This window comes from Leeia sp., assembly GCF_041909055.1.
GTDB lineage: Bacteria > Pseudomonadota > Gammaproteobacteria > Burkholderiales > Leeiaceae > Leeia > Leeia aquatica.
On the sequence record NZ_JAYREC010000001.1, the window covers coordinates 719,631 to 741,710 of the forward strand.

Sequence of the window (22,080 nt, forward strand, 5' to 3'; positions counted from 1 at the left end):
GCATGAGCAAGTTGCGTATCCTGTTAACAGGTGGCCGGGGCATGGTAGGGCAGAATCTGCTCGAGCACCCCGGCATTGCTGAGTTTGACGTGTTAGCCCCTGCGAGCAGCGAGCTTGACCTCTGCAGCCATGATGCGGTGGCCGCCTACCTGGACAAGCACCGTCCTGACTTGGTGGTTCATGCCGCCGGCAAAGTGGGTGGCATCCAGGCCAATATGCGTGAGCCGGTGGGTTTTCTGCTACAGAACCTCGACATGGGACGCAACATCGTCTGGGCCGCACGCCAGGCTGGGGTCAAGCGGCTGCTTAATCTTGGCAGTTCCTGCATGTACCCACGCAACCACAGCGAACCCTTGCGTGAAGAGCAGGTGCTCAAAGGGGAGCTCGAGCCTACCAATGAAGGCTATGCCTTGGCAAAGGTGGTCACTGCCCGCTTGTGTGAATATATCACCCGCGAAGACCCGTCTTATCAGTACAAAACGCTGATTCCTTGCAACCTGTACGGCCGCCATGACAAATTTGACCCTGCACACTCTCACCTGATTCCGGCAATCATCCACAAGCTGCATCAGGCCAGACAGGGTCATTTACCTACGGTGGAAATCTGGGGTGATGGCTCTGCCCGTCGTGAATTCATGTATGCCGGGGATATGGCAGATGCCGTTGTACATGCAATCAACGCCTTTGACACCTTGCCCCCCATGATGAATATCGGGCTCGGGCATGATTACACCATCAACGAATACTACCAGGCCGCAGCCCAGGTCATGGGCTATACCGGCAGCTTTGTACATGACCTCAGTAAACCGGTTGGCATGGCGCGCAAGCTGGTCAGTGTTGAGCGCCAGCAGGCCTGGGGGTGGCAGTCGCAGAGCAGTTTGCACGCAGGCATTGAAAAAACCTACCATTTCTACCTGAAAGAATTTCTGCAATGAATTACCGATTTCCACTGGCAACAGCGTCATGGGGCAAAGAAGAAATCGATGCGATGCAACGCGTCATCGCGTCAGGCATGTTCACCATGGGGCCGCAGGTACAAGCATTTGAGCGCGACTTTGCGCAGTATGTTGGCAGCAAGCACTGCGTCATGGTGAACTCTGGCTCCTCCTCCAACCTGCTCATGGTTGCGGCGCTGTTCTATACCAAGAACCTGAAACTGAAGCTCAAGCGCGGTGACGAGGTGATTGTGCCTGCGGTTTCGTGGAGCACCACCTACTATCCTCTCCACCAGTACGGCCTGAAAATCAAGTTTGTTGACATTGACCTCAACACCTTGAACTACGATCTGGAGCAGCTAGAAGCTGCGGTCACCGACAAGACCCGCATGATCATGGCGGTGAACTTGCTGGGTAACCCCAATGACTTCAATCGCATTCAGCAGATCATTGGTGAACGCGATATTGTTCTGATGGAAGACAACTGTGAGTCCATGGGCGCCACCTTTAACGGCAAGCACACGGGTACCTTTGGGGTCATGGGCAGCTACAGCTCTTTCTTCAGCCACCACATCTCCACCATGGAGGGTGGGCTGATCGTTACAAATGATGAAGAGCTATACCACATTCTGCTTTCGCTGCGTGCCCATGGCTGGACACGCAATTTGCCGAAGCAAAACCATGTGTGCAGTGACAAGAGCGATGATCCGTTTGAAGAGTCATTCCGCTTTGTATTGCCGGGTTTCAATGTGCGCCCGCTGGAGCTGGAAGGCGCATTGGGGGTAGAGCAAGTGAAGCGCCTGCCGACTCTGGTGCAGGAGCGGCGCAAAAATGGCAAGCTGCTGCAGGAGGCCTTGCAGAATCACCCTGACATCCTCATTCAGCACGAAATTGGTGAAAGCAGCTGGTTCGGTTTCAGCCTGGTCATTCGCCCAGGCAGCGCATGGACCCGCAAATCATTGCTGGCTCGTCTGAATGAGCTGGGCTTTGAGTGCCGCCCCATCGTGGCCGGTAATTTCGCCAAAAATGAAGTGGTGAAGTACTTCGACTCGGAAGTGCATGGCGTACTGCGCAATGCAGACCATATTGATCAGAATGGTCTATTCGTTGGCAATCATCACTATCCGATTCCGGACGCATTCGCCGCCTTGGCGCAACTGTAAGGATTTGAGCATGAAGGCAGTCATTCTGGCAGGGGGGCTGGGAACACGGATCAGTGAGGAAACCTCTATCCGCCCCAAGCCGATGGTCGAGATTGGCGGCAAGCCCATCCTGTGGCACATCATGAAGATCTACTCCGCGCACGGCGTGAATGATTTTGTGATCTGTTGCGGCTACAAGGGCTACGTGATCAAGGAGTACTTTGCCAACTATTTTCTACACATGTCGGACGTTACTTTCGACATGAAGAACAATAAGATGGAAGTTCATCAGCGCTATGCTGAACCGTGGAAGGTCACCCTGGTAGATACCGGGGAAAGCACCATGACCGGTGGGCGGTTGAAGCGTGTGGCCGAATATGTGAAAGATGAAGAGGCATTTTGCTTCACCTACGGCGATGGGGTGAGTAACGTCAACATCACCGAATTGATAGCCTTCCACAAGGCGCAGGGTGTTAAGGCCACCCTCACCGCCACGATCCCACCTGGTCGTTTTGGTGCTCTGGATATCAGTGGCAACCGGGTCAACAGCTTCCGCGAGAAGCCCAAGGGTGATGGTGCCATGATCAACGGTGGTTTTTTTGTATTGTCACCGTCTGTCATCGACTATATTGCTGACGATACCACCACTTGGGAGAAGGAGCCGCTAGAAAACCTGGCCTGCCAGTCCCAGCTGGCTGTGTTCCCGCATGCTGGTTTCTGGCAGCCCATGGATACCTTGCGCGACAAAACCTACCTTGAAGAGCTGTGGAGCAGTGGAAACGCACCTTGGAGAGTGTGGTAATGACCCCCTCCTTCTGGAGCGGCAAGCGCGTTTTCCTCACCGGGCATACCGGCTTCAAGGGAAGCTGGATGTCGCTGTGGCTGCAACAGCTGGGCGCCGAACTCACCGGCTTTGCCTTGACACCACCAACCACGCCCAACCTGTTTGAAGAGGCGCGTGTTGCTGAAGGCATGCATTCCGTCTTGGGAGATATCCGGGATTTCGATGCATTGAAGCAGTCCATGATGGCAGCGCAACCCGACATCGTCATTCACATGGCCGCACAGCCCTTGGTGCTGTACTCCTACCAGAATCCCGTCGAAACCTATGCCACCAATGTCATGGGGACGGTGCACCTGCTGGAAGCCGTGCGGCAGGTGGCTGGAATACGCGCTGTGGTGAACATTACCACCGACAAGTGTTATGAAAACCGGGAGTGGGTCTGGGGTTATCGTGAAAATGAGCCCATGGGCGGCCACGACCCTTACAGTAATAGCAAAGGCTGTGCCGAGCTGGTGACATCGGCGTACCGGTCCTCCTTTTTTCAGGCGGCCACCGATTCCAGCAGCTCTTGTGCCATCGCCAGTGCTCGTGCTGGCAACGTCATTGGCGGTGGGGATTGGGCGTCTGACCGTTTGATCCCCGATATCCTGCGTGCTTTTGAGACGAGACAAACCGTGCAGATTCGCAATCCGCACGCAACACGCCCCTGGCAGCATGTGCTTGAACCTCTGCGGGGTTATTGCACACTGGCAGAACGGCTCTACCAGCAAGGTGCCGCCTATGCGGAAGGCTGGAATTTTGGCCCACGAGCGGAAGATGCGCAGCCTGTCGGCTGGATTGTTCAGCATATGGCCGAACTGTGGGGGCCAACGGCCCAATGGGTGGTCACGGAAAACCAGCCGCGACAACACGAAGCCAATAGCCTTAAGCTGGACATCGCCAAAGCGCGCAGTCGTCTTGGCTGGAACCCTTCCCTCGATCTGACACAAGCCTTGCGACTTACGGTTGACTGGGCGCGCCAACGTCAGGCTGGCAAGGATGTCCGACAGACCACGTTAGCGCAGATTGCGGCTTACCAAACTTTGAATCACGGATAATACAACCATGCAGGACGACAAGAAACAGGCTCTCCGCGCTCAGATCAATCAACTCGTCGCGGAGTATGCGTCTATTGCGCTGGCACCCCAGCCGTTCTTCCCCGGTGCAACTCAGGTGCCCCCCTCGGGCAAGCTGCTGGATGCCGCAGAGCTGCAGATGATGGTGGAAGCCTCTCTGGATGGATGGCTGACCACCGGCCGCTTCAACGCCGAGTTCGAGCGGAAACTGGCCGCTTTCATCGGGGTAAAGCATTTGATTACGGTGAACTCCGGTTCCTCGGCCAATCTGGTGGCTTTCAGTACGCTGACCTCACCCAAGCTGGGCGACCGTGCCATCCGCAAGGGCGATGAAGTGATTGGTGTCGCGGCCGGGTTCCCCACTACCGTTAATCCCATTATCCAGTTTGGCGCGATCCCGGTATTGGTGGACGTGGACCGCTATACCCATAACATTGACGCAAGCAAGATCGAGGCCGCCATCACGCCCAAGACCAAGGCGATCATGCTCGCGCACAGCCTCGGCAATCCGTTCAACCTGGATGTGGTCACCGCCTTGTGCAAGAAGTACAACCTCTGGCTGGTGGAGGACTGCTGTGATGCACTGGGCAGTACCTACCGAGGTCAGATGGTGGGTACCTTCGGCGATATTGCCACGCTGAGTTTTTACCCAGCCCATCACATCACCATGGGCGAAGGTGGCGCGGTCTTTACCAATAATGACGAACTGAAACTGATCGCAGAAAGCTTCCGTGACTGGGGGCGCGACTGCTACTGCCCTCCCGGCAAAGACAATACCTGTGGCAAGCGCTTCTGCTGGAAGCTGGGTGACCTGCCTGAAGGCTACGATCACAAATACACATACAGCCACCTGGGCTACAATCTGAAAATTACCGATATGCAGGCAGCCTGTGGGCTGGCCCAGCTGGAGAAGGCCCCTGCGTTCATTCAGGCACGGAAAGACAATTTTGCCTTCCTCAAGTCGCGCCTGGCAGACTGCGAAGAGTTCCTGCACCTGCCACAAGCCACAGAGCATGCCGACCCGTCATGGTTTGGTTTTCCGATCACGCTCAAGGAAAACTGCCCGGTCAGCCGACTGGACCTGCTGACCTATCTGGATCAAAACAAGGTAGGCACACGTCTACTGTTTGCCGGGAACCTCACCCGCCAGCCCTATATGCAAGGTCAGAACTACCGTATCAGCGGGGAGCTGACCAACACTGACAACGTGATGAACAACACCTTCTGGATCGGGGTGCAACCCTCGCTGACCAGCGAGATGCTGGAATACGCCGCCCGAAAAATTGAAGTCTATCTGGGTGTTAACTTCTGATTGAGCAGACGTGAATACACTGACCCTCACCTTTAATTCAAGCCACTTGCGCAAGACGGTGCTTGAGATGGCCTATGCAGGCTCTACTGTTCATATTGGCTGTGCTTTTTCGATCATTGAATTGCTAGCGGTGCTTTACCGCAACCACCTACGCTACCCCGGCAATGACCCTGAAGCATCTGACCGTGACTACCTGATCTTGAGCAAAGGACACGGTGTGATGGCGCAATATGCTTGCATGCGCGAGTTGGGCTGGCTGCCGGAACAAGCGTTTAGTTCATACTTCGCCAATGGCAGTGGCCTCAAAGGTTTGTCCGATTCTCGCATCCGCGGCCTTGAAGTGACTTCGGGCTCGTTGGGTCATGGTTTTTCTGTCGGTGTTGGTATGGCCTTGGGTGCCAAAATCCGGGGGACAGACCAGAAAACTTACGCCCTTGTGGGAGATGGTGAACTCAATGAAGGCCCTATTTGGGAGGGGATGCTGTTCGCAAGCCACCACCGTTTGAAAAACCTGATGGTCATCGTGGATGAGAACGGGTTTCAGGCCATGGGCAAGACTGCGGATGTGCTGGAGCTGGGATCGATTCAGGCAAAATTTGAGAGCTTTGGTTTTATTGCGCGTACGATTGATGGGCACAATGAAGCCGAGATAGATCAGGCGATTAATGAGCTCTGGGCTAGTCCATCTGATCAACCCAAGGCGTTGATTGCCAAGACGGTCAAAGGTAAAGGCGTGCCTTTCATGGAGCACGACAATATCTGGCATTACACGCGGCTTACTCCTGAGACATATAGCCGTGCCATGGCTGCTGTGGCCGAAGGTACCGACTGATGAGAGACGCATTTTCGAGAACGCTTGTCGAACTGGCGAGAGCGGACCGCAATGTACTGCTCTTGACCGGGGATCATGGTTACGCTCTTTTTGATGAATTCCGCCGGGCGTGCCCTGATCAGTACATCAATGCGGGCATTGCGGAACAAAATATGGTCGGGATGGCTGCAGGCTTGGCTCGCGCTGGCTTCCGCCCGATTGTGTATGGACTTAGTGCCTTTATACCGGTTCGGGTACTTGAGCAAATCAAACTGGATGTGGCGCATGACAAGCTGCCGGTGATTTTTATCGGGGATGGTGCCGGATTTGTATACAGCCATCTGGGAACCAGTCATCAATCCACTGAAGACATTGCGTGCACACGAGCGGTGCCGGATTTACAGGTTTATTCTCCAGCTGATGCCTTTGAAATGACCATGTGCCTCAGGGCGGCCTATCAGGGACGCACCTCGGTATATCTGCGGATGGGCAAGTCCGACCGAGGCACAGTCCATGAGAATATGCCAGAGGTACCCGTTGGTAGATTGCTTGGCCTGAGAGCAGGCTCTGAAGGGGGCGTAGCCTTTATTGCTACGGGCTCCTTGGTACGGAGTGCAATGGATATTGCGCAGTCCACCTACCCCGAAGCCTCAGTTTGGACAGCGCCGTACATCAAACCTATCGATGTTGCCCAGGTGGTAGACATCTGCCGAAGCAGTCGTGCGGTGGTGACGTTCGAAGAGCACTCCATCCATGGTGGCCTTGGCTCGATGGTCGCTGAAGTCGCGAGCGAGCATGCACCTGTCCGCATTCTGCGTGTCGGGGTCAGAGATCGTTTTTCAGAGCACTGCGGCAGTTATGATTACCTCCTCCATGAGCATGGGCTGGATCAGGTGTCGATTAAGCGACAGTTGACAGCATACCTGTCCATATCGGCCTGACTCTGATGAAAATAGCGATTCTTGGGGCGACCAGCCAACTGGCGCGCGATTTTGTTGCGGCCGCGGGGCGGTCCGGCCAATTCCGGTTCAGTCTCTATGCGCGTCGGCCCCATGTGGTGCAGCAATGGATCAAACAGCGGGATGTTCAGGGCATTGACCAGATTGGTGAGTTTAGTCAATTCGGCAAGCACACTCATTTTGATGCCTTGATGAATTTTGTCGGTGTGGGTGACCCAGCGACAGCACAGCGGATGGGGGCATCCATCCTTGATACGACTTACACATTTGACACACTGGCACTTGACTACCTGAGCGCCCATCCGCAAACACGCTATATCTTCATCAGCAGCGGTGCCGCCTACGGTTCGGATTTCACGCATGCGGCTACTGAAGAAACAGTGGCACAATTCAAGCTCAATAGTTTAAATGCCCAGGACTGGTATGGTACGGCCAAGTTTTATGCGGAGTGCCGTCATCGTGCCCTTGCTGACTTGCCAATTGTAGATATCCGTGTATTTAGCTACTTCAGCCATACTCAGGATATATCCGCAAGATTTCTGGTGACCGATATGTTGCGTGCTGTACGTGACAAAGCCATCTTGCAGACTTCGCCCGATAACCTGGTGCGAGATTTCCTGCATCCTGCAGATTTCTTCAACCTGACTAAAGCCTTGCTTGCCGCACCAGCTGCCAATACTGCAGTGGATTGCTATACCCAAGCACCAGTGGATAAATTCACGCTACTGTCAGCGATGCAGCGTCACCTTGGTCTGCAATTTGAAGTGGTCGACTCCTATACCGGAGTGAACGCTACCGGCAGCAAGTCCAACTACTACTCACTCAATAAGCGCGCAGCAGGGTTTGGCTATCAGCCGAGCCGAACTTCGCTGGACGGGGTGTTGCAGGAGGCCGCGACCCTCCTTGCAGGTGCATAAGTGCTGCGGGGCTTATCTTGATCGCCATCACGATTGGTAGAGCCGCGCAATTTCTGCTAGCGCTGGTGATGCTGCGCCTGGCAACAACCTTGCTGTCGCCCGAAGAAATGGGCAAGGTATCGTTGACCTTAACCTCGGCAGCTTTCTTTGCCATGTTCCTGATCAACCCAGTCGGGATGTTCATCAATCGTCGTCTGCATGCATGGCAAAACAATGGGCGAGCACGCCCGTATCTTGTGCGCTATACCGGTTATTTATTACTCGTCGCACTAACCGCAGCCATCAGCATACCGCTCATTGCCCTGTACGGCCATGTCAACTTCGGAATGGCAACTGGCTGGGTAGTGACGTTAGTGTGCTGTTCTTTACTATTTAACACCATTAACCAGACCTCCATTCCGGCAATCAACTTACTGGGTGAACACCGCTGGTTTGTGATTCTGACCGTCGCAACTCTCGCTTGCAGCCTGCTATTTGCCCTTATCCTGGTGGAACTGTTTCAGCCACAGGCCCAGTACTGGTTGTTGGGGGTCATGCTAGGCCAGATGCTGCTGGGTATTGCAGGTACAGGGGTGCTTTTTGCCATGTTGCGTCAGGGAGGGGCTTCGGTTGCTACGTCGCCGGTGACCGTTCAGCGGCAGCATCTGACCGAGTTGTTTAAATTTGCATGGCCTGTCGTCATTGCAGCCGGGCTTGCTTGGGTGCAGGGCCAGAGTTATCGCTACATACTGGAAAATGGGCTAGGGCTTGCGCAGGTAGGCCTGTTCGTAGCGGGTTACGGTGTCAGTGCCGGTATCATTGCGGGCGCAGAGTCGGTGCTGACCGCCTATTTTCAGCCTCGCCTGTATCGTGACGCGAATACCAGTGATGTCCTGCGGCAAGGGCTAGCATGGCGTCGCTATGCCGCGGCAGTAATACCCTCCCTGATGTTGACGGTCTCCTTGCTCATCAGCCTGGCCCCTGAATTGACGCGGGTGCTGCTGGGGGCCAAGTTTCAGTCAGCGTCAGACTATCTGATTTGGGGGGCGCTCGCAGAGGGCGCGCGGGTGCTGGCAGGGGCGTACTCCTTGATCGCGCATGTTTTCATGCGTACCAAGTGGTTGATTGTGCCAAATATGGTGGGCGCGGCGCTATCGGTCATGCTCTGTTTCGCTTTGCTACCCATGCTGGGCGCGCATGGAGCAGGGCTCGCACTGGCTTGCTCGGGGCTGGCTACTGTCATACTGATGCACCTTGCACTGGCCAGACGAGTCCAGGCCAGAAGTCCGGTACGTTCCATCCTGCTAACGCTGTCAGCCGCATTGGGATTATGGGGACTGGCATGGTTAAGCCGCGTAACCTTGCACGCCGTCATCTGGGTTGAGGTGTTGGGCACACTTTCACTGACTGGCCTGGCGTTCCTGACGACACAATACCTGCTGCTGCGCCGCCATCTTGGCGATGTTCAATAGCGGATAACAAGCGAGATTGGTGAGGCCCCATTGAGGATTCTTCTGTGTTGCATGCTGCATAGCTACGGTGACCCACGTCGAGAGTATTCATACGAGTACTTCAATTTTTTTCTAACCCTGCAAGCGATGGGCCATGAAGTTGAGCTCTTCGACTACATGGGGGAAATCCGTGCGACAGGCAAGGAGGCGATGAATCACAAACTTCTGGAAAAGGTAAAACAATGGCAACCGGATGTATCGATCTTTTCCCTTTACACAGACCAGTTTGACCCTGCGACGATTGAATCACTTAAGCAGCACAGCAAAACATTCTGCTTTTTTCATGATGACACATGGCGGGTTGAGTACTCGCAATATTGGGCAGGCAAGTTTGACTTTTTTTCGTCGCCTGATTTGCATGCAGCGACCAAGTACCGTGAGTTGGGATTGGAAAACTGCATCTATTTCCCGTTTGGATGCAACAAAGATGTTTTCAAGAAAACGGCAACCGAAAAGAAATATGATGTTTCGTTCGTCGGTGGCTGGCATTCCTATCGTGACTGGCTGATTCGCAAGCTGCGCCGCGCAGGGATAAAGGTGCACGCCTTTGGGCATGGCTGGCCTGCTGGGGAGGTTGCGCAGGACAAGATGGTCGACATCTTCAATGCAAGCCGGATTAACCTCAACTTGTCCAACTCCGTATCGTGGGACCTTCGCTATCTGGCGTCCTCCCCCAGAGCACTGGTCAACCGGCTGCGCAGCAAGAAGAGTATTGAACAAATGAAGGCACGCATATTTGAGGTGAATGGCTGCGGGAGCTTTCAACTGTCCTACTTTGTTGAGGGTCTTGCCTGCTGCTACGAGATTGACCAAGAGATTGGCGTGTATGCCGATGCAGATGACCTGGTGGAGAAGGTACGGTTTTATCTTGCGCAGGAAGAGCTTCGCGAGTCGATCGCGGCAGCAGGCTACGCCCGTACCTTACGTGATCATACGTATGAGCGCAGGTTCCAAACTGTATTCCGGAAGATGGGGCTCGTGAATGACTAGCCTCTTGCCGTCCAGTGAACTGCCAGCAGTTTGCATATGCGTTCCAGCCTATAACGCGGAAAAGACCATTCGGGAAACACTGGTTTCGCTGCTGGCCCAGACTTATGCAAATCTGAAGATCCTGGTGGTGGATAACGCGTCGACCGATGGAACTGTGTCGATTGTTGAAGCCCTTTCAGATGCCCGCATTCAGCTTCATCGTAATGCTGAGAATCTGGGGGGTGAGGGTAATTTCAATCGATGCATTCAACTGGCGGATGGCAAGTACACCGCCATCTTTCATGCTGACGACATATATGAACCGGAGATGGTTGCCCAACAAGTGGCTTTTCTGGAGGCACACCCTTCGGCTGGAGCGGTATTCACTGAGGCAAGCCTGATTGATGCCAGTGGGAAAGTCTTTGGCGGAATCCAGTTTCCGAGCACCTTGCGTGCCGCTGGAGCATTACTCGATTTCACAACCCTGTTCAAGGCCGTGCTAAAGCACTCCAACTTCCTTGTATGCCCCAGTGTCATGGTGCGCACCACGGTTTATCAGCAGGAGATTAAGTCGTGGCGTGGCGAGCTTTACAAGTCGTCAGCTGATCTGGATGTCTGGTTGCGCATTGCACAACACCATAAGGTGGGGTTGCTGCCCGCCGCACTGATGCGTTATCGCATCAGTGCGGATCAATTCTCTGCGAAAGTGCGCCTGCAGGTTGAGCGACCAGACTTTTTCCTGGTAATGGACAGCTATCTAGCCAATACGCCTGTCAGCCAGTTGCTCGACGAGCAGGACTTGGATAATTATGCCAAGCTGGACCGCCGGGACAAGGTTATGCGAGCCGTTAACGCCGTGGTGGCGGGCCAAGCCAGTATGGCCAAGCCCCTACTCACCGGCGTATTTTCATGGGCAGCCCTCAAGGCGGCGTTACAGACAAAAAAAGGGCTGGCCGTGCTGCTTGCAGCCCTCTACCTGAAATTATTGCTGGCGTTACGGCAAGAGAGACTGGCCCAGCTTAGTCTCGGCTATTGCAAGCGTGTGCTGAAGAGGTAAAAGAACGATCATGCAAATGATTTACATTGATCCCGCCTATCGTGCCTATTACAAAGATCGCCTTTTTGACGAGCACGATCCTGTACTCAATCGTGACGATACGCTGGTCCCATTCATCCGCATGCAGGCGGCACTGTCAGCACAAGGAGTAACCGTCCACACGGCGGATTTTCTGTTTGAAGGAGCAGCAGCACACAGAGGGCCTGCTGATTACTACTCGTTTGGCATGCTTGAGAACTATGCATCTCTGGCGACCCGTGCAGACATTAAGCTGCGTGCGTTTGTCATTTTTGAGCCGCCAGTTGTCGCTCCTGCCTTGTACCGGGAATTGCCTGCGCTAACTGCAGCTTTTGAACGGGTCTATGTCCATAATGTCGTGGGGGATGGCTACTCGCTTGAAGGGGTAAACCAACAGAAGCTGCGTAAGCTGTACTGGCCGCAACCTAAAACGGATGTTCTGGCTGAGATCTGGCAGCAAGGCAGCCGGCTACGCCGCATGGTTGTCATCAATGGCAACCACAAACCAGTCTCCCATGCAGGCGAGTTGTATAGCAAACGCATCGAAGTCATGGCGCAACTAGCTGATATCAATGTAGTGGACTTGTATGGCCGGGGCTGGGAACGTTGGTGGTCTCGTAACGCCATGTGGCTACCCTATTGGCGCCACAGAAAAACGCTCATGTCCATTTACAAAGGCGCGTGCGAATCCAAGTATACGGTACTGGGTGGGTATGATTTTGCACTTTGCTTCGAGAACATGACGATGCAAGGGTATGTCACAGAAAAAATCTTTGACTGCCTTTATGCCGGAACGATACCTGTCTATCTGGGCGCATCGGATATTGCATCCCTCATCCCTGAGGCCTGCTATGTTGATTACCGGAATTATAGCTCCCCACAGGAGATGTGGCGGCATCTGCAAGAGATGCCGGTCAGTGAAGTAGCAATCATGCGAGAGGCAGGCAGGGAATTTATTCAAAGTATAGATTACCATAAGTATTTTAACTTTGTTCAAGGTATTGTGATAGTTTGAAAATGTATTCATCGGTAAATGACAGTAATCGCACCTCGATTAGCTTTGTGCGTATCATCTTGTTGGCAGTTTGGTGTGCCCTATATACTGTGGGCTTGATTAAATATCCAGGCTCTGCATGGTCATATACACTTTTTTCTGTGGCCTATTTAGTCGTCCTGCTGAGTGGATTCATCAAACAAGCAGGTTACGGCTACATGTTTATGGCGGTCATGCTTTGGTTGGGATTTTGGTTGAAACTGACTATTCATCTAAGCTTGGGCTACCCTTTTTCCGAACCTGTTGGTATATTCAAGTCATCAATAGACGCCTGGGACGGGGTGCTGACGGCGGCAACATTAGGTGGTTTTGGGGTGTTGGCAGGACGCTTGCTTTATACCGTATTTCGCCAACCCTCTACGATTAGGACGGCCAAATTAGAGTTCAATCCGCCCGTATGGTACTCGGAAAAACGGCGAGCTTTTTGGGCATTGCTCCTTATCTGCGCTGTTTTCATTGCCGCTGCAAATGGAATTTATGGTATACAACAAGCTGGGCTAGTTCCAAGGACGGTTTTGCCATGGCCTCTTAATGCAGTTATATACTGGCTGCTCAGTTACGGCTTTGCGATAGCTGTGGCAACACTGCTATGGTGGGATATTTGCTTGGGGAGAAAAATAAATTGGGTTATTTATGTCGTTTTGATTGAAGGGGTTTTGTCTGCCATTTCTTTACTGAGCAGAGCGTCATATATCTTCCATGTTTTTCCTCAGCTGTTGGTTTTTTTAAAAAACAAAGTCAAATTTCGTGAATTTTCCCGTAAACATATTGTGCTGTTGTTATTTTCCGCGATTGTGTTGTTGATGATTTCATTGCGCGGCGTGAATGCGCTGCGTGCTTACTACTATAGTGGGGCACCTATAGCCTTTTTTGAGGCTGAAGATAAAGGGGCCTCGCAAGGGATGGGTGTGTTATATGGGAAATACTTCTCCAGAATGGGGTTGTTTATACTGCAGACGTCACAGTTCGCAATTGATCGGTGGGTTGGAGTGGAGGGGGTTATGGCTGTGCACTCTTATCCGGAGAAAAGCTGGAGTCTTTTTTCAAGACAATTAACCGAAAAATCGGAAATAGGGCGATCCTCTATTTATCAAGAAATATGCATGGCACACTATAGATTTATGAATCTGGCCAAGTATCAATTTAGCAGTTTGCCTGGACCTATTGCTTTTTTGTATTCTTCAGGTTTCTTGTGGATGGTGTTTGTTGGCATTGCAGCACTGACTCTATTTGTTCTTGCAAGTGAGAACTTGGTTTTCTATTTGACGACCAACCCTTTTATGTCGGCACTATGGGGTGGGGCGGCAGCGAATGCTGTGATGCAAATGGGCGTGGCCCCGATTGGGCTGCTCAAATTTTTCCTAATAATGCTATTGGGGATTGTTACTGTTCGTGTGATTCAATCAAATTGGCTCTCCAAGTGTCTATGTGGAGTAAAATGCTTGCGTATATCTCGAGTGCGTGACTAATTCATGTCAACCAGGCTGTTCATCCATGCCACCAACGTTCACCAGGGCGGTGGGAAGGCTTTGTTGCTATCCCTGATCAAAGCTACAGAGGGTCGTTGGGAGACGATCTTTTGTCTGGATGAACGCATGGAATTGCCCTCAGATTTCCCTTTTAACCAAGTTCATCGCGTCAAACCTAGTGTGGTGCAGCGTTTCCGTGCTGAGCTGTGGTTGAAGCGGAATGTCAAGGCTGGGGATATGGTGCTCTGCTTTGGTAATTTACCCCCCTTGTTCCGTCTGCCTTGCCATGTCACCGTTTTCCTGCAGAACCGCTATCTGGTTGATAATGTAGATTTGGGTTCGTTTCCATTAAAAACGCGATTGCGGTTGCAGGCGGAACGTCACTGGTTTGCAAGCAAGATGTCGAATGCTGATGAGTTCATTGTGCAGACGCCGTCAATGCAGCGCTTGCTGAAGGCACGTACCAGGGCAGATGTACAGGTACGACCATTCATGGAACAACACGAGACGTATCGTCGGGCACAGCTTGAGCCAGATACCAGTCAGAAAACGGCGTTTGATTTTCTGTATGTGGCTTCCGGGGAGCCGCACAAGAATCACCGGACCTTAATAGAGGCATGGTGCTTACTGGCACAGCAAGGCTTGTTTCCATCGCTGAGACTGACTTTGGATACGTCGGATTTCCCTCAGCTCTGCAACTGGCTGGAGGCCAAAGTCGCCAAGCATGGACTGAATATTGAAATGCTGGGCAAGTTATCCCACGAAAAAGTGCTGGAATGTTATGGAGAAGTGGGTGCGTTAATCTTCCCCTCCACCTTTGAGTCATTTGGTCTACCTCTGATTGAGGCTCGGCAGGCTGGCCTGCCCATTCTGGCATCTGAACTGGATTATGTCAGGGATGTGGTCGACCCGGAGCAAACATTTGATCCGCTGTCTGCCATCTCAATCGCACGCGCGGTGAAGCGCCATCTGCGACAGGAAGAAAACCCGCTTCCCTTGCTGAGTGCTACCGCATTCCTTGATCATGTTGTTGAAAGAGCAGGAAAAAGTGCGCATTCTGATTGTTAGCCAACACTTCTGGCCGGAGGGGTTTCACATCAACGATGTCGCCCGCTCGCTGGTGGCGCAGGGCCACACGGTGGACGTGCTGACGGCCAAGCCCAACTACCCTGAGGGGCGAATCTTTACCGGATACCGTGCCTGGGGATGCCAACAAGAGGATTACCATGGGGCCACCATTCGTCGCATGCCTCTGTTCCCGCGAGGCAAGGACAGCAAGGTACGTCTGGCGCTCAATTACCTGTCGTTCATTTTCAGTGGCTATGCATTCGGCCCTTGGCTGACGCGTGGGCAAAAGTATGATGTGATTTTCGTCTATGGGGTGTCCCCAATCCTGCAAGCCCTGCCTGCACTGTTTCTGGGATGGCTGAAGAAAAGCCCGGTTGTGATCTGGGTGCAGGACCTGTGGCCGGAAAGCCTCTCTGCCACAGGCTATGTCAAAAATCGTTTCATTCTTAAAGCTGTAGAGAAGGTGGTGCGGTTTATCTATCACCACACGGACCTCTTGCTGGTACAATCTCGCGCCTTTATTGCGCCAGTACGCAAATTGGCACCGAGGACGCCCATCCAATATCATCCGAACTCGGTGGACGAAAGCTTTGCCAAGCCAGCCATGCCGGCAAGCCATCCGGGCGTGCCCGCACTGGATGCGCCTTTTACGGTCATGTTTGCGGGCAATATCGGGGCAGCACAAGCTGTGGATGTGATCGTGGAGGCCGCTGTGTTGCTGAAGGCCCACTCGGATATCCACTTCATCGTGCTGGGCGATGGCAGTCGACGGGAATGGATGCTTCAACAAGTCAGGCAGCAAGGCTTGGCAAATTTGCACTTGCCTGGGCGTTTTCCGGTGGAAACCATGCCAGGTTTCATGCAAAAGGCTTCTGTACTGCTGGTAACGCTGGCGGATCGTGAAATCTTTGCTGCAACCGTGCCCAACAAGGTACAAGCGTATATGGCTGCCGGCCGCCCCATCATTGCCAGCATGAATGGTGAAGGGGCACGGCTGGTGATAGAGGCAGGAGCAGGCTTGTCGGCACCGGCTGAGAATGGCCCGGCCTTGGCAGAAGCCATCTTGGCCTTGTATCGCCAGCCAGCCTCAGCGCGCCAAACCATGGCGGAGAATGCACGTGCTTATTACAACGCGCATTTCACCCACGAGAAGCTGGTTTCTGAATTGATTGAGCACTTTAAAGCAGTAGGGAGGAACAAGTCATGAGGGTGTTGGTGCTTGGGGCCAGCGGGATGATCGGCAGCGCCATGTTGCAGACCTTGTGCAGCAGCAATGATTGGGAGGTCATCGGGTCAGTTCGTGCCCCCATGGCACCAGCATCGCTGGGAGGTGAGCGCACGCACTGGGTCTGCGGGGTAGATTTGACCAGCACGGACCATATGGCCAGACTGTTCCAAGAGGCCAAACCGGATGTGGTGGTCAATTGTGCGGGCCTGACCAAGCATTTGCCCGGTGGCAATGACCCTATACCTGCATTGACCCTGAACGCCCTGCTGCCGCATCGTCTGGCGATGTTGTGTGGTCTGGCTGGTGCCCGATTGATCCACGTCAGTACCGACTGCGTTTTCTCTGGCAAGAAGGGCAATTATTCCGAGAATGAGCAGCCGGATGCTTTGGACGTCTATGGTAAAACCAAGCACATGGGCGAGGTTGCAGGGCCCGGCCTGGTGACATTGCGCACATCAACCATCGGGCATGAACGGGGAAGCCGGTTTGGGTTGCTGGAATGGTTTCTGGCTCAGCAACAATGCAAGGGCTACCGGAAAGCCATTTTTTCGGGTTTACCCACGCTGGAGTTTGCGCGAGTCGTGCGTGATCTGGTCATCCCGAACACCACACTCGAGGGGCTATATCATGTGGGCGCGGAAGCCATCGACAAGGACACCCTGCTGCGCCTGATCGCCAAGGTTTACCACAAGCAGGTCGAAATCGAGACCGATGATCTGGTCAACATTGATCGCAGCCTCGACTCCACGCGGTTCACCGACGCAACCGGCTATCGCGCCCCCGCTTGGCCTGACCTGATTGAGGCCATGCATCAAGGGCGGCCCAAGGAGAATCAATAGATGTTTGATGGCAGTGTTCTGATGATCACAGGCGGGACCGGCTCATTTGGGCAGACGGTCCTGAATCGTTTTCTGGATACCGGCGTGAAGGAAATCCGGATCTTCAGCCGCGATGAAAAGAAGCAGGAAGACCTGCGGATTGCGTTCAACAACACCAAACTTCGGTTTTACATTGGGGATGTACGCGACCCTGCCAGCGTCAATCGTGCGATGAAGGGGGTGGACTATGTGTTTCATGCCGCCGCCCTGAAGCAGGTACCCTCCTGTGAGTTTTACCCCATGGAGGCGGTACTGACCAATGTAATTGGTACCGAAAATGTGCTGAATGCGGCAACAGAAAACGGGGTTCGCCGTGTCGTGGTGCTCAGTACCGACAAAGCCGTGTATCCGATCAATGCCATGGGTATCTCCAAGGCCATGGCGGAAAAGATCGTGGTGGCGAAGGCACGCATGCAGCGCCAAGGTGAGACGGTTTTCTGCGCAACACGCTATGGCAACGTAATGGCCTCGCGCGGATCCGTGATCCCGCTGTTTGTCTCGCAGCTGAAAGCAGGCAAACCGATCACCGTAACGGACCCGAACATGACCCGGTTCCTGATGTCGTTAGAAGATTCGGTGGATCTGGTGTTGTATGCTTTCACGCATGGTCAGCAGGGTGATATTTTTGTTCAGAAAGCACCGGCATCGACAGTGGGTGACCTGGGACAAGCACTCAAGGAACTGTTTGCCTCAGAGGCCCCAACCCATGTGATTGGTACCCGCCACGGCGAGAAATTGTATGAGTCATTGATTTCCCGGGAAGAAATGGCACATGCGCAAGACATGGGCGGCTACTACCGCATTCCGGCGGACAACCGCGATCTGAACTACGCCAAGTATTTCAGTGAGGGTGAGGAGAGCATTTCCCTGCTTGACGACTACACCTCACACAATACCCATCGCCTCAACGTGGAGCAGATCAAGACGCTGCTGTTGAAGCTGGATTACATCAAGGAAGAATTAAATGATTAAGGTCATGACCATTGTGGGCACACGCCCGGAATTGATCAAAATGAGCCGTGTGATTTCCGAGTTTGATCAGCACACAAAGCATGTGCTGGTGCATACCGGCCAGAATTACGACTATGAGCTCAACCAGATCTTTTTTGAAGACTTGGGGATTCGCAAGCCGGACCATTTCCTGCAGGCGGTAGGGGACAATGCTGCGCAAACCATTGCCCGCGTGATCGAAAAGGCTGACGAGGTGATGGAGGCTGAAAAGCCTGATGCCGTGATGCTCTATGGCGATACGAACTCCTGCCTGGCGGTCATCGCTGCCAAGCGTCGCAAGATTCCGGTCTTCCATATGGAAGCAGGCAACCGCTGTTTTGATCAGCGCGTCCCTGAAGAGCTGAATCGCAAGGTACTGGACCATCTGAGCGACATCAATCTGGTCCTGACCGAACACGCACGCCGCTATCTGATTGCAGAAGGCATCCGGCCCGAAACCATCATCAAGACCGGCTCGCATATGCGTGAAGTGCTGGATCACTATATGCCGAAGATTCAGGCGTCCGACGTACTGGCACGCATGAACCTGCAAAGCGGCAACTTCTTCATTGTCAGCACGCACCGTGAGGAGAATGTAGATTCTCCGCAGAATCTGCGTGACCTGATGGAAACACTGAATGCACTGGCCCAGGCTTATGACGTACCGGTGATCGTCTCCACTCATCCACGTACCCAAAAGCGACTGGATGCCTTGGGTGCAGGGCAAATGGACGCACGTATCCAGTTTCTAAAACCGTTTGGCTTCTGTGACTATGTGAAGCTGCAGATGGAAGCCCTGTGCGTGGTGTCCGATAGCGGCACGATTACCGAAGAAGGTTCCCTGCTCAACCTGCCGGCCATCACGATCCGCAATGCCCACGAACGCCCCGAAGGCATGGACGTCGGCACCCTGATCATGGCGGGTCTGAAGCAAGAGCGCGTGCTTGATGCCGTACGGGTGATCGTCAGCCAGCATGACCGCAGTCAGCGCGTGATGGAACCCGTCGCTGATTACGAAGCACTTGCCGTTTCCAAGCAAATTTTGCGGGTGGTGCTCAGCTATACCGATTACATCAACCGTACGGTATGGCATAAAACACTGTAAAGCCCCAGCCTGCCATGCGGCAGGCTGGTCACCTCCTCACGCTTGCCCACCGTCGAGACGCCGAGACACGATCTCTATTGTGGGCAGGTGCGCATCGCATCATGCCGCAAGCTGCCCTCCCCTTCAGCGCGCAATCACACTTTGTCGTGCACCGCCAGCAAGTGGGGTGTACCCCGGTTGACCGGCCTCCCTACGGCGGATCTTGTTTTGCAGTTGCATCAGGCCGTAGAGCAATGCTTCGGCGGTGGGGGGGCAGCCGGGGACGTAGATGTCGACCGGGACGATGCGGTCGGCACCGCGCACCACAGAGTAGGAATAGTGGTAGTAGCCGCCCCCATTGGCACAGGAGCCCATGGAGAGCACATAACGCGGCTCGGCCATCTGGTCATACAGCCTGCGCAGCGCCGGGGCCATCTTGTTGGTGAGGGTGCCTGCGATGATCATCAGATCTGACTGGCGTGGCGTAGCGCGCGGGATCATGCCGAAGCGGTCCATGTCGTAGCGCGCTGCCGCTGCGTGCATCATCTCTACTCCACAGCATGCCAGACCAAAGGTGAGGTACCACAGCGAGTGTTTGTTGGCGAGGTCGAACACCTGCTTGGTGGTGGTCAGCAGGTAGCCCTCTTTGAGGAACTGCTCGTCTTGCATGGTCATGCTCCGGTGTGTTGATCACCGAGCAGCATAAACAGCACTCAATTCACCGTCTTGAATCAAAACGCCATCGCATATCAGGCTTGATGACGATGGAAACGCACCCGATTCATGATGTCCTGCGTCTGAGTGGAGGGCATGCGAAATGCCCAGAATGCGGGGTCTTGTGCCAATTGCTGCCGAAACCGGCCCGGCGTTGTGCCGCAAAACTGGTTAAAGTCACGGGTAAAATGCGCCTGATCGGCGTAACCTGCCGCATGGGCCAGCTGCGCCAATGTGGGGCCACTTCCACGTTGCTGCATCAGCACCCCCACCACGCGGGTGAATCGGGCCAGCTGACGGTAACGCTCCGGCGCGAGACCAAACTGCTGTTGAAAACGACGTTCAAATTGACGCAAGCTCCACCCACAGTCTCGTGCCAGCTGTGGCAAAGGCAGACTCAGCGCTCCCGCGCTGAGTTGGTCCAGAGGGGACTGGCGCTGGCAAGCAAAGCGAAGCTCCAGCTGCCTGATCAACCGCTCCTGCAGCACCAGCAACCGCTCCAGTGCACCTTCCGCATCATGGATGGCCTCCAACCATAACGCTGTCTGCACAGGGCCCAGCACATCCTCCAGCGGCACCAGCTGGTCAGTCAGCAGATCGGTTTGCACATCAAACAAACGCGAGAGCTGGCCGGCATGAAATGCGGCCGCCACCATCCAGCCGGGTTGAATGGACTGCGAACGCCGACTGCGCAGGGTTGGGCCACTCAGCATGGCCTGCGGCAGAAAAGGCCCCAGACCGTCTTCCTGATAACGGATACCATGCGGCTGCCCGTGAAAAAACAACATCGGGAAAGGGGATGCGGGCAGCTGGTTGCCGTGCGCTTGCAGGTCAACCAGTACAAAGTACGCTACATAGGGGGCCAGCGCCGGGCCGGGCGGCACATACAGAGGCAGCGTCAAAGCCGCCCCAGCGGTGAGGGACGGCGCTGCGAGCAGCAAACCGTCCTCTGGCATCAGGCCACCAGCACCAGCAATTTGTCGAAGGCTTCATCAAACAGCTTAAGGCCCTCCTGCTGCAGTTGCTCGCCCAGCACATTCAGGTCCAGACCCGCCGCCTGCAAGGCTGCCAGTTGCTTCCGCGCCTCGGTCAGACCCTCGCCCAGGCTGCTGCGGGCTTCGCCATGATCTGCAAAAGCGGCCAGCGTGGCATCGGGTACGGTATTGACCGTCTCGGCACCGATCAGCTCTTCCACATACAGCACGTCCCGGTATGCCGGGTTTTTGGTGCCGGTACTGGCCCACAGTGGCGTTTGCGGGTGGGCACCCTTGGCACGCAGGGCAGCAAAGCCCGTGCCGTGGAAGCGATCTTGCCAGACAGCATAGGCGTCCTTGGCGGCGGCAATAGCGATCTTGCCTTGCAGGGCTGCAGCATCGGCAGGCAGTGATTTGTCCACCAGGGTGTCCACCCGGCTGATGAACACGCTGGCCACCGAGCGGATGTGGTCTACCGGCAGCCTGGCGTCCATGCGACGCTGCAGGCCGCGCTGATAGGCAGAGAACACATCCTCGACATGCTTGGGCGAGAACATCAGGGTGACGTTGACGTTGATACCATCGGCAATGGCATCTTCAAACGCCTGCACCCCGGCAGCGGTCGCCGGAATCTTGATCATGGCGTTCGGCTGGCCGATTTCAGCCCACAGACGACGTGCCGCAGCCAACGTGCCAGCCGCATCGTGCGACAGGCGCGGTGACACTTCGAAACTGACATAGCCCATCTCGCCCTTGCTGGCATCATACAGCGGACGCAACATCTGGCAGGCGGCCACCACATCCGGCAGTACCAGCAATTCAAAGCGGCGCTCGGCGTCCGGCTCAGTCTGTTTCAGACGGGCCAAGTCCGCCTGATAACCGGCATCCTTGCTGATGGCGTTATAGAAAATGGCCGGATTGGAGGTCACCCCCGCCACACCATCTTCATTGATCCAGCGGGCCAACTGGCCACTGGCCAGCAACTCACGCGACAGATTATCCAGCCACACCTGCTGGCCCAGTTCTCGAATTCGGGCAATACGGCTCATTTCCACACTCCGGTAGCACTCGTCACACACATTACGGCAATGTTCAGCACATTGCCCACTTCA

General features: G+C 54.4%; 21 protein-coding genes. 18 read left to right on the top strand and 3 right to left on the bottom strand.

The genetic code is table 11. The features are described from left to right. Positions 1-2: 2 nt before the first annotated feature. Genes ACE3O2_RS04105 through wecB form a run of 18 tightly spaced genes read left to right on the top strand, consistent with a single transcriptional unit; the run spans position 3 to position 19,301 of the window. A complete protein-coding gene (locus tag ACE3O2_RS04105) occupies positions 3-935 on the top strand; it encodes a GDP-L-fucose synthase family protein (RefSeq protein ID WP_374334955.1) in 933 nt (310 codons plus the stop codon). After that, positions 932-2,098 (top strand): DegT/DnrJ/EryC1/StrS family aminotransferase, encoded by a 1,167-nt coding sequence (locus ACE3O2_RS04110; protein WP_374334957.1) that lies wholly within the window; start codon positions 932-934, stop codon positions 2,096-2,098. The genes ACE3O2_RS04105 and ACE3O2_RS04110 overlap by 4 nt, the downstream gene beginning before the upstream one ends. A 10-nt stretch (positions 2,099-2,108) precedes the next feature. Next, the gene (gene rfbF, locus ACE3O2_RS04115) at positions 2,109-2,879 is read left to right on the top strand and encodes a glucose-1-phosphate cytidylyltransferase (protein ID WP_374334959.1); all 771 of its coding nucleotides are present in this window, start codon (positions 2,109-2,111) and stop codon (positions 2,877-2,879) included. Next, entirely contained in the window at positions 2,879-3,958 is a 1,080-nt protein-coding gene (rfbG, locus tag ACE3O2_RS04120; RefSeq protein WP_374334962.1) for a CDP-glucose 4,6-dehydratase, read from the top strand. The genes rfbF and rfbG overlap by 1 nt, the downstream gene beginning before the upstream one ends. Positions 3,959-3,965: 7 nt before the next feature. Continuing rightward, entirely contained in the window at positions 3,966-5,288 is a 1,323-nt protein-coding gene (gene rfbH, locus ACE3O2_RS04125) for a lipopolysaccharide biosynthesis protein RfbH (protein ID WP_374334964.1), read from the top strand. A gap of 10 nt (positions 5,289-5,298) precedes the next feature. After that, entirely contained in the window at positions 5,299-6,120 is an 822-nt protein-coding gene (locus tag ACE3O2_RS04130; protein ID WP_374334966.1) for a transketolase, read from the top strand. After that, positions 6,120-7,040, top strand: a complete 921-nt coding sequence (locus ACE3O2_RS04135) for a transketolase family protein (RefSeq protein WP_374334968.1) — start codon at positions 6,120-6,122, stop codon at positions 7,038-7,040. Before ACE3O2_RS04130 ends, ACE3O2_RS04135 begins: the two co-directional genes overlap by 1 nt. A 5-nt stretch (positions 7,041-7,045) precedes the next feature. Continuing rightward, on the top strand, positions 7,046-7,975 hold the full coding sequence (locus ACE3O2_RS04140) for an NAD-dependent epimerase/dehydratase family protein (RefSeq protein ID WP_374334970.1): 930 nt from the start codon (positions 7,046-7,048) through the stop codon (positions 7,973-7,975). Between the two features lie 17 nt (positions 7,976-7,992). After that, a complete protein-coding gene (locus tag ACE3O2_RS04145) occupies positions 7,993-9,426 on the top strand; it encodes a lipopolysaccharide biosynthesis protein (protein WP_374334972.1) in 1,434 nt (477 codons plus the stop codon). A 51-nt stretch (positions 9,427-9,477) separates the two neighbouring features. Further along, positions 9,478-10,455: a glycosyltransferase gene (locus ACE3O2_RS04150; RefSeq protein ID WP_374334974.1), complete on the top strand. Its 978-nt coding sequence runs from the start codon at positions 9,478-9,480 to the stop codon at positions 10,453-10,455. After that, complete coding sequence (locus ACE3O2_RS04155) at positions 10,448-11,491, top strand: glycosyltransferase family 2 protein (protein ID WP_374334976.1); 1,044 nt, start codon at positions 10,448-10,450, stop codon at positions 11,489-11,491. The genes ACE3O2_RS04150 and ACE3O2_RS04155 overlap by 8 nt, the downstream gene beginning before the upstream one ends. A gap of 10 nt (positions 11,492-11,501) precedes the next feature. Beyond that, positions 11,502-12,524, top strand: coding sequence for a glycosyltransferase family 10 domain-containing protein (locus tag ACE3O2_RS04160; RefSeq protein ID WP_374334978.1), 1,023 nt, complete (start codon positions 11,502-11,504; stop codon positions 12,522-12,524). Between the two features lie 47 nt (positions 12,525-12,571). Beyond that, the gene (locus ACE3O2_RS04165) at positions 12,572-14,032 is read left to right on the top strand and encodes a hypothetical protein (RefSeq protein ID WP_374334980.1); all 1,461 of its coding nucleotides are present in this window, start codon (positions 12,572-12,574) and stop codon (positions 14,030-14,032) included. A gap of 3 nt (positions 14,033-14,035) precedes the next feature. After that, the gene (locus tag ACE3O2_RS04170) at positions 14,036-15,100 is read left to right on the top strand and encodes a glycosyltransferase (RefSeq protein ID WP_374334982.1); all 1,065 of its coding nucleotides are present in this window, start codon (positions 14,036-14,038) and stop codon (positions 15,098-15,100) included. Next, the gene (locus tag ACE3O2_RS04175) at positions 15,057-16,307 is read left to right on the top strand and encodes a glycosyltransferase family 4 protein (RefSeq protein ID WP_374334984.1); all 1,251 of its coding nucleotides are present in this window, start codon (positions 15,057-15,059) and stop codon (positions 16,305-16,307) included. The genes ACE3O2_RS04170 and ACE3O2_RS04175 overlap by 44 nt, the downstream gene beginning before the upstream one ends. After that, positions 16,304-17,167: a dTDP-4-dehydrorhamnose reductase family protein gene (locus ACE3O2_RS04180; RefSeq protein ID WP_374334986.1), complete on the top strand. Its 864-nt coding sequence runs from the start codon at positions 16,304-16,306 to the stop codon at positions 17,165-17,167. Before ACE3O2_RS04175 ends, ACE3O2_RS04180 begins: the two co-directional genes overlap by 4 nt. After that, the gene (locus ACE3O2_RS04185) at positions 17,168-18,178 is read left to right on the top strand and encodes a polysaccharide biosynthesis protein (protein ID WP_374334988.1); all 1,011 of its coding nucleotides are present in this window, start codon (positions 17,168-17,170) and stop codon (positions 18,176-18,178) included. After that, positions 18,171-19,301 (top strand): non-hydrolyzing UDP-N-acetylglucosamine 2-epimerase, encoded by a 1,131-nt coding sequence (wecB, locus tag ACE3O2_RS04190; protein ID WP_374334990.1) that lies wholly within the window; start codon positions 18,171-18,173, stop codon positions 19,299-19,301. Before ACE3O2_RS04185 ends, wecB begins: the two co-directional genes overlap by 8 nt. A gap of 123 nt (positions 19,302-19,424) precedes the next feature. On the opposite strand, the gene ACE3O2_RS04195 is transcribed toward wecB, so the two are convergent. From ACE3O2_RS04195 to tal, 3 genes are all read right to left on the bottom strand, one after another. Continuing rightward, on the bottom strand, positions 19,425-19,949 hold the full coding sequence (locus ACE3O2_RS04195; RefSeq protein WP_374334992.1) for an NADH-quinone oxidoreductase subunit B family protein: 525 nt from the start codon (positions 19,947-19,949) through the stop codon (positions 19,425-19,427). 80 nt (positions 19,950-20,029) lie between these two features. Next, complete coding sequence (locus tag ACE3O2_RS04200; RefSeq protein WP_374334994.1) at positions 20,030-20,950, bottom strand: helix-turn-helix domain-containing protein; 921 nt, start codon at positions 20,948-20,950, stop codon at positions 20,030-20,032. Next, entirely contained in the window at positions 20,950-22,017 is a 1,068-nt protein-coding gene (gene tal, locus ACE3O2_RS04205; RefSeq protein ID WP_374334996.1) for a transaldolase, read from the bottom strand. Before tal ends, ACE3O2_RS04200 begins: the two co-directional genes overlap by 1 nt. Positions 22,018-22,080 lie beyond the last annotated feature (63 nt).